Source organism: Mycoplasma sp. 246B (genome assembly GCF_054353935.1).
This window is the reverse complement of sequence record NZ_JBTHHM010000004.1, coordinates 61,380-70,154: the sequence shown is the minus strand read 5'-3', so window position 1 is coordinate 70,154 and position 8,775 is coordinate 61,380. Positions and strand designations below refer to the sequence as shown.

Annotated in this window: 8 protein-coding genes; all 8 read right to left on the bottom strand. The window is 25.2% G+C overall.

Annotation, left to right across the window (positions count from 1 at the left end):
* The coding region (locus ACXYRR_RS02685) for a S8 family serine peptidase (protein WP_458597685.1) at positions 1–1,340 on the bottom strand (1,340 nt) is incomplete at its 3' end.
* A 251-nt stretch (positions 1,341–1,591) separates the two neighbouring features.
* Positions 1,592–1,978 (bottom strand): hypothetical protein, encoded by a 387-nt coding sequence (locus ACXYRR_RS02680; protein ID WP_458597682.1) that lies wholly within the window; start codon positions 1,976–1,978, stop codon positions 1,592–1,594.
* 358 nt (positions 1,979–2,336) lie between these two features.
* A complete protein-coding gene (locus ACXYRR_RS02675; RefSeq protein WP_458597680.1) occupies positions 2,337–2,570 on the bottom strand; it encodes a hypothetical protein in 234 nt (77 codons plus the stop codon).
* A gap of 230 nt (positions 2,571–2,800) precedes the next feature.
* A complete protein-coding gene (locus tag ACXYRR_RS02670; protein ID WP_458597678.1) occupies positions 2,801–3,556 on the bottom strand; it encodes a hypothetical protein in 756 nt (251 codons plus the stop codon).
* Position 3,557: 1 nt separating this feature from the next.
* Entirely contained in the window at positions 3,558–5,573 is a 2,016-nt protein-coding gene (locus ACXYRR_RS02665) for a S8 family serine peptidase (protein ID WP_458597676.1), read from the bottom strand.
* A gap of 227 nt (positions 5,574–5,800) precedes the next feature.
* Positions 5,801–7,207: a hypothetical protein gene (locus ACXYRR_RS02660; protein ID WP_458597674.1), complete on the bottom strand. Its 1,407-nt coding sequence runs from the start codon at positions 7,205–7,207 to the stop codon at positions 5,801–5,803.
* A 313-nt stretch (positions 7,208–7,520) separates the two neighbouring features.
* Positions 7,521–8,060, bottom strand: coding sequence for a S8 family serine peptidase (locus ACXYRR_RS02655; protein WP_458597686.1), 540 nt, complete (start codon positions 8,058–8,060; stop codon positions 7,521–7,523).
* A 63-nt stretch (positions 8,061–8,123) separates the two neighbouring features.
* Positions 8,124–8,765: a S8 family serine peptidase gene (locus ACXYRR_RS02650; protein WP_458597672.1), complete on the bottom strand. Its 642-nt coding sequence runs from the start codon at positions 8,763–8,765 to the stop codon at positions 8,124–8,126.
* Between the last annotated feature and the right edge of the window lie 10 nt (positions 8,766–8,775).

Here is an 8,775-nt window from a genome sequence, read left to right as displayed (position 1 = left end):
AATCTGATTTTGTCCTTATTTAAGAAATCTCTTTCTCTTAATAATGTTGAAACTAGACCTGTAACAACAGGAGATGCAAAACTTGTACCAAGTGTATCTAAATAATTTCACTCACCTTTACTATTTTTATGTCATCTTTTATATAAATATCCTGGAGCAACCACATTAGGTTTAGAAGTGGAAACATAACCATTTTGTAATAAATAATTAGAATATTCTGCTATTGATTCAGTAGGTTTTTGTGTGAATTCGTTAAAATCAAGTGCTCCTACTACTAAGTTATTAGGTGAAAGTGTATAACCGTTTAATCATTCGTTTTCTTTTTCTTTTTCATCATTTCCGTTTCCAGATGCAAATATGTTTACAACTCCATATTTTCTAGAAATATAATCTAAAAATAAATTATTTTCATCATATTTTGTTCATTCGTCATCATATTTCATACCATAACTATGATTTATAACTCTTACACCTTTTTCTTTAACCATTCATTCAATAGTTTTTTGTCATTCGGCATTTTTAGTAAATGATGAAAAGAAAAGTTTTGAATATCTATCATATCCTTTTTCACCTGCTGTAATATTAGAAACTTCGTTTGCATGGTGACTTTTCTCGATATTTTTAACTGTATCTTGAAATTCTATACCATATCTCTGGAAATTTTGTAATTTTAACAAATCGACACTTCCATTAACTTCTATAACACCAACATTTCCTTTTTTATTTCAATATCTGCTATTTTCTCTTTCTATTTGTTTTTTAAAGTTTACTATGTCTAAGTCTTTTGAATTATCTATTGTAATATCACGATTATAATAAACATCTGATTCTTCTTCTTTTTCATTATCTAAATTATCTGTATTAAATAATTGAATATTTTGTATTTCGTTTGGAAATACAATACCTTTATAAATTTCTTTTTTATCTATAATACTTTTGAGAAATTCTTTTCTTTGATTTTCGTTATCAAAATAGAATCAAACTATTGGCATCATTGAGCTTGCTTGATAACTTTTGAAATATAAATTTGATTTCTTAATGTTTTCTATGAATTCATCGTTTTTTTGGTCGGTTAAGTTTTCATCCATAACTGAATTGTTTGCTTCATAATTCAATAAAAGTTTTAATTCATAATTATTGTTTACAGGAACATTCCTCACTGAGTTAAAAAGTTGTCCGTTTTTATTTATACGAACTTCTAATTTATTATTTTGATATCCTAAATATCAAGGTTTTTCTTGATTTTTTAATACATTTGTAGTTGTTAATGTTGCTATACTAGCAACTGATGTAGTTAAAATACCACTAAATAAAAATATTTTTTTAATTTGCTTTTTCATATTACTCCTTTTATTTTTAGTAAGAAATAAATTTCTCTTTAATTTTTTACACTCTTATTATACATAAAAAAGGGAGAAATTTCAAAAAAAATTTTGTGAAAAACTTAGAAAATGTGCAAAATCTGTGAAAAAGAAGTTTCAATAATTGAGTATAAAAATTTTTGTGTAAATTAGTTTTTTAATTAATGGTTTATGTTTTAAATATTGTGATTTTTTATAAATTTAGAAATCCTACATTTCTTACCTGCATGTTAAAATTTGTTCGGTGTAGTAACCATAGAGTAATGGTTATTTTTGTTTGCTCTAACTCACTTGACTCAATTTATATATTTCACTAAATTCTTGCTTGAAACATTTTTGTAAATATTTCCCCAATTCTCTAATTTTGAATGGTAAATGTTTACATTTTGGATGTAATATTTAGTTTTTCAATTTGCTTTCATATTGTAATTTAAATTATCATTAAAAATCCTTGGTTTTCTTTGTATTACTTCAACGATAAACAGCTTACCGTCTATTTTGTTAACAAAATCACTATAAGCATTTTCACCATCTGTTAAAAATTGTATAGATTCTGTATTCGTAATTTTATATTTGAAAGCATTATAAAGTTTTTTTAACGGAAGATCTTCCAGCACCTAAGTATTGAATTGTGATATTTCTATTTCGATCAACTATTGTAGAAAGACAATGTTTTTCTCAACTAATGCCCCTTTGAAGTAAAATACATGGATTTCCCACTTTTTCCTGCTTTTCCTCAGATTCCAACATTGAAATTTTCTTTTCTTACATTATTAAAGTATATTTCATCTAATTCAGTTATTCCACTACTGATTCGTTTTCATATTACTTTGATTTTATAAAATCTAGTAATTTGTGTCTTCAAAGAAAAGGAGTTTTAAATTTATCCCACAAATTTCTGCAGTTGCAGAAGGGGGGATAATTTCTTTAAATGACAATCAAAAAACAGAGGATATTTTGCTCTGCGTGTTTTTCCTAAATGTTCAAAAACTGTTCCTGTGCAAAATCGCTAAGTTTTTTCTTGCAATCATAACCTCTATAATGCGGCATATTATTAGTTGCTCCGTGTTTATGAATATTAACAGAACCACAACTTGTGCAGAATTTAGGTTTTTCAAACTTAATATCCTTACTATTGTTTCACGAACTAATATAAGAAACAAACATATTTTTAACATTTTCTGGTAAATCAACAAAAAATTCATTCATTAGCTTTTGATTTAATTTCTTTCATTTCTTATTCAACTCTACTGTGATTTTTCATAATTTTTTAAAATTTAACACAGTTATAACAAATACCGTCTCAAATTGATTATTAAAATTTGTTTAACCAAGTGATGTGGTCAAAAATGTTAATAGTTATAGTTCAAAGTTATATAAATGCAGGAAACTAGTAATTTTTACTAGTTTCCTGCATTTATAAAGTTTATATGTATAAATTATATATCACTAGTTTTTAAAGATATTGTCTCATAAAAATATTGGTAAAGGTCTTTTATTTGATGATTACTTGGATTTTTAATAACAGTAATGGTTCTAGATTTATCAATATATTTTACATTCATTGTTATATGTACTTCATATGTGCTTTTTTTATCATCAAAATTTGCACCTAATTGCTCTAAATTAATAAATAAAAATTTTAAATTCGTTGCATCGTCTTTTTTGTAATCTGGAACTAAGTTATATTGTGATGTTGCTAAATTATTTTTACCAGCTTCATTCATTAACAAATTTTTAGTCTTAAAGAATTCATCAATATCTTCATTATTTAAATAAATCTTTTGAAACTCTTCTTTGTTCATTTGTTTTAGTTTTTCAGTTGTTAGAGTGTTAATGTCAAAATCAACTTTGTCTTTAAATGTTTGATAATATTTCTTAACATAATTTAAATTAAATTTATCTAAAAATAATCGATTAAGTTCTTCAACTGATTTAATAAATACATATTTATCTTTGAATAAGGGTTCAAACTTACCATTATTTTCTTTGTTATTTTCTCACATATAAGAAAAATAATTTTCTCCAATATTTTTAATAGAATTTTGCTTTTTATTGTATTCGATATATCAATCAAAATCCTTGAAATTTTTAATAAAATATTCCTTGTTATTTGCGGTGTTTCCACAACTAGCAACAATTAAAGGTGTTAATGCAGAAAAAAGAAAAACTCATTTTTTTATAAAATTCTTCATGCTATTTTTCCTGCACTGTATATGTTAAAGCTAAACTATCAGAGATTGAATTATCAAATAATACATCGGAATATTTTTTAACTTTTAATCGATAAATACCTGATTCAGGTGTTATATATTCAAGTATTTCATCATTAGAATTAATTGATGTAATACTTTTAACTACTTTTCAATTACCATCCCTATCTTTTTTTTCTAAATATAAATCATAATCAGAAAATAACTTATCTTGCTGTTTTTGATTTACTGTTATTAAATTAAGTCTTTCTTCATCTATATGTGTTTCAAGTCATTGTGCTTTTTCCTTTGATAATCTTGCTCCTTCAACTGAATTAGCTATAACACCACCTAAAAGTCCTAAAAACCATCATCAATTTACATTTGCATTGTAACTTGGTGAATTTTCAGGTGTCTCTAATAAACCAGCATTAAACAATCAAGAACTTGCTCCTTTAATTTTTTTACCTTTTGGAACATAAAAGGAACTAGTTCATAAAACAAAATCATTATCAGATTTTGAAACTTCTTTAGTTACTAAATTATCTGCCGCTTCAAGCATATTTTCAAAATCTATAATACCGGAACCATACTTTTGAGTATACCCATTCTCTTTGTAGTTAAGATTACTTACTTTTGGAGCTCTTGATGAAGCACCTATGATAGCTTTTATTGCTTGTAATCTAATTTTGTCTTTATTTAAAAAATCTCTTTCTCTTAATAATGTTGAAACTAAACCTGTAACAACAGGAGATGCAAAACTTGTCCCATTTGTATCTAAATAATTTCACTCACCTTTACTGTTTTTATGCCATCTTTTATATAAATATCCTGGAGCAACAACATTAGGTTTAGAAAGTGATGTATAAGCACTTCTTAATAAATAATTAGAATATTTTGCTATTGATTCAATAGGTTTTTGATCTATTTCATCAAAATCTAATGCACCAACTACTATATTATTAAGAGAAAGTGTGTCACCATTAATTCATTCATTTTGTTTTTCCCTTTCATCATTTCCATTCCCGGAAGAAAATATATTTACAACTCCATATTTTCTTGATATATAATCTAAAAATAAATTATTTTCGTCATATGATACACGTCTGTTATCTTTTCTCTCACCATAACTATGATTTATAACTCTTACACCTTTTTCTTTAACCATTCATTCAATAGAGCTTTGTCATTCTGAATCGTTAATATGAGTAGAAAAGAAAAGTTTAGAGTATCTATCATAACCTTTCATTCCTGTTGTTATATTTGAAACTTCGTTTGCATGGTGACTTTTTGAAAATTTTGAAGTATTATATAATTCGATACCAAATCTATTAAAATTTTGTAACTTACTTTCGTCTATACTTCCTATTACTTCTAAAACACCAACATTTCCTTTTTTATTTCAATATCTGCTATTTTCTCTTTCTATTTGTTTTTTAAAGTTTACAATGTCTAAGTCTTTTGAATTATCTATTGTAATATCGCGATTATAGTAAACATCTCAATCGATTTCTTCTTCTTCTTTATCTGAACTGTTGCTTTTAGATAATTCTAGATTTTGTATTTCGTTTGGAAATACAATACCTTTATAAATTTCTTTTTTATCTATAATACTTTTGAGAAATTCTTTTCTTTGATTTTCATTATTAAAATAGAATCAAACTATTGGCATCATTGAACTTGTTTGATAGCTTTTGAAATATAAATTTGATTTTTTAATGTTTTCTAAGAATTCATTGTTTTTTTGGATGGTTCAGTTTTCATCCATAACTGAATTGTTTGCTTCATAATTCAATAAAAGTTTTAATTCATAATTATTGTTTACAGGTACATTCCTGACAGAATTAAATAGTTGTCCGTTTTTATTTATACGAACTTCTAATTTATTATTTTGATATCCTAAATATCAAGGTTTTTCTTGATTTTTTAATATATTTGTAGTTATTAATGTTGCTATACTAGCAACTGATGTAGTTAAAATACTACTAAATAAAAATATTTTTTTAATTTGCTTTTTCATATTGCTCCTTTTATGTTTTATTAAGAAATAAATTTCTCTTTAATTTTTTACATTCTTATTCTACATAAAAAAGGGAGAAATTTCAAAAAAATTTTGTGAAAAACTTAGAAAATGTGCAAAATCTGTGAAAAAGAAGCTTCAATAATTGAGTATAAAAATTTTGTGTAAATTAGTTTTTAATAATGGTTTATGTTTAAGGTAGGCCTCGGTGTCCTACATAAGAAAATTTACTTTTTTATTACTTTTATGGTTTTGTTCTCTCTAACCAAAAAGTCATTTGCTTCCTTAAAGCTTAATACAGTTTTTATATTTAACTTATAATCATTTGGTATTAAGATAATATTATAAAAAAGTTTAATTTGATTTTGATTCTTATCGATTTTATCTGGATTGATAGTGAAATTATAACTAAATAACGATGCATTTATTAAACCTAAGGAAACAGATTTTTCGTTATTATTTTTATTTAATTTTAGTATATGTGATGGTGTTTTAAAATAATCTCCAAGAGTGCTGAATAATTGCGTATAAAATAGAAGTCTGTTGTTTTTTAAAATATCAATAATTTTTTGATTATTTAAAAATATTTTTTCAAATTTTGTTGTAAGTTCATCGGGAGTAATAAGAAAATTTTGTTTCGCAGCAAGAATTTGTAAAGGAGTGATAATAAGTTGATAAAATTCATCTATATTTGTGATAATTTTGATACCTTGATTCAATTCTCAGTCTGAAATTGTATCATTAGTCAATTTACCTAAAAAATTAATTTCTTTATAAATCTCAGATTGATTATTGCTTACAGATGTAATTAAATGCTCTATATTATCTTCTTTATTTATATAAATAAAATCTGCTTCTTTATATAAAGCAGAAAGTAATTTTTCGTTTTGTTCTTTGTCTGTTTTTAAAAGAGCAAATTCCTTATCTTTGGGTACTAAAAATGCTGAAAATATATGTCTGTTTGGTCTAAGATCGGTAGTTGAAACTAATGATACTCTATTATTTATATAATATGGTTCTGCTTTTAGAGCATAAACAACATCTATATTTGATTTATCTTCATCTATAAGAATATAATCGTATCCAAATGAACTTCAATTATCTTTTTGTTCAGTTATTATAATATCGTTATCTTTAAGAATATTACTTATTTTTTTGTTATTTAAAAAATCATTTTCAAATATTTCTACTATTTGCTTGTCTGTTAAAGTTTTATTTAAACCCAGATAAGTATACAAATTGTTAATAAGGGAGACGATATTCATATAAAAATCTTGCTCAGTTTTAATACGGAGAAAATCATCTTTTATAAATTTAAAATTAGAATTAAATCGTTTTTCATTACGATTTCGTTTGTTAAAAAGTTGTAATATAAATTGGTCAAATAAAACACTATTAGAAGTTATAATGCTCTGTTGCTGTTGCTTCAATTTAATAAGATTCACAAATAAAGGAGTTTTTAAGTTAATACTTTCTAGATATTCAGGTTCGCTTAACTGTATTTTAGGTAAAGTTTCTTGTTTATTTTCCGATCCCTTATTAACTTCAACCTTAGATCCACATGCAACAGACACAGAAGTGTATATTGGCAATGAAGTGATTAGAAATCTAATTATTTTCTTTTTGAATGACATATGTAAATGCTATTAAATCCTTTATTGAATATTTGTAAAAAGAACTTCAAAAACCTGTAACTAATAACCTAAAAACTCCGTCGTGATTTACTTTATATTCTATAAGTTCATCATTTGAATCGTTTGAATTAGAAGTATCAACAGTAATTCATTTACCATCAACAAATTCTTGAAGTGATAAGTTATAATCAGAAAAACCTTTATAATTATCAGAATAAGATTGTGAAATTCCGAATTTTTTTAGTTGTTTGTATAAAAATGGACCATAAAACTCATTAGTTAATTCATTTTTATTTTCTAGTGTTTCTGCATGTTATTTAAAAGGACCGTTATATGTTCTTGTATCAGCATCAGGATATATAAGTGGAAACCCAGAATGACTGAATAATGAAGTTATTCCAGCATTAAATAGTCATGATAATGCTGCTTTTATGGTATCACCTTTTGAAGCATTAAAATGTTTGCTTTCTTTATTTATAGAATCTAGAAAACCAAAGTCAGTTGCAGAAAAAGTTTCAATATTTTTAGCAGCAATTAACATATTATTAAAATCTGGAATCCCTGCACCGTATTTATCACTAAATCCGTTTTTGTTTTTTGTATGTTCTTTGTCGCTTATCGAAATAGCAGCTGCACTTAGGATACTTTTGATTACTGGAATTCTAAATTCATTATTTAAATTAGGTTTTAATTTTAATAATGTTGAAATTAATCCGGTTATTGCAGGAGCAGCAAACGATGTTCCTTCTCTACCATCACTATCTTTAAAATTAAAATAACCTGGAGCAACAACTAGGGGTTTTGCTGGACCACCATTAGCATTATCTGTTTTATAATTTGAATATAATGCTAATTTGTTGTTTTTGACTGGAAATTTATAGTTTTTATCAAGGGCACCGACAGTTATAGAATTGTATTAAAGAGAATAATTATTGATTCAACCAGAATTTTGATCACCGATATTTTCGTTTCCGGCAGAAATAACATTAATCACTCCATACTTGCACGATAAATAATCTAACAAGAAACGCTCTTCAGAATAAAATCTGTTATATCAATCTTTTTCCATACCATAGCTATGGTTAATTATTCTAATACCATAATATTTAATTAATTTTTCCAATTTAGTTTGTCAGTTGCCATTTCTAGAGTTGAATGAAGCAATATATAATTTTGCTGATTTATCGAAACCTTCTTCACCACCAATAATTGATGATACTTTTAACGAATGCTCTCATGTATTATTTTTGTTATCTATATCATTATTTAGAAATTCTACGGAAGTTGCGAAAAAATTATCTGTCTTAAATTTATCAAAAACACTACCAAATTCTAAAACTCCTACATCTAAACTGTTATTATCTGTCTCTGTTAAACTCTTTTTATATCCATTTTCAAAATTTAAGATTTTAAATATATCATTTTTGTTTAATATATCATATTTTGAAAAATTATACGAATTTGTATTACTTGAACCACCACCAGATGATCCAGTATATTTATCGAAATAAAGGTCAGAAAGAAAATTATCGTTTACTGTTGATTTGGGGATTTTCATATTATTTGTA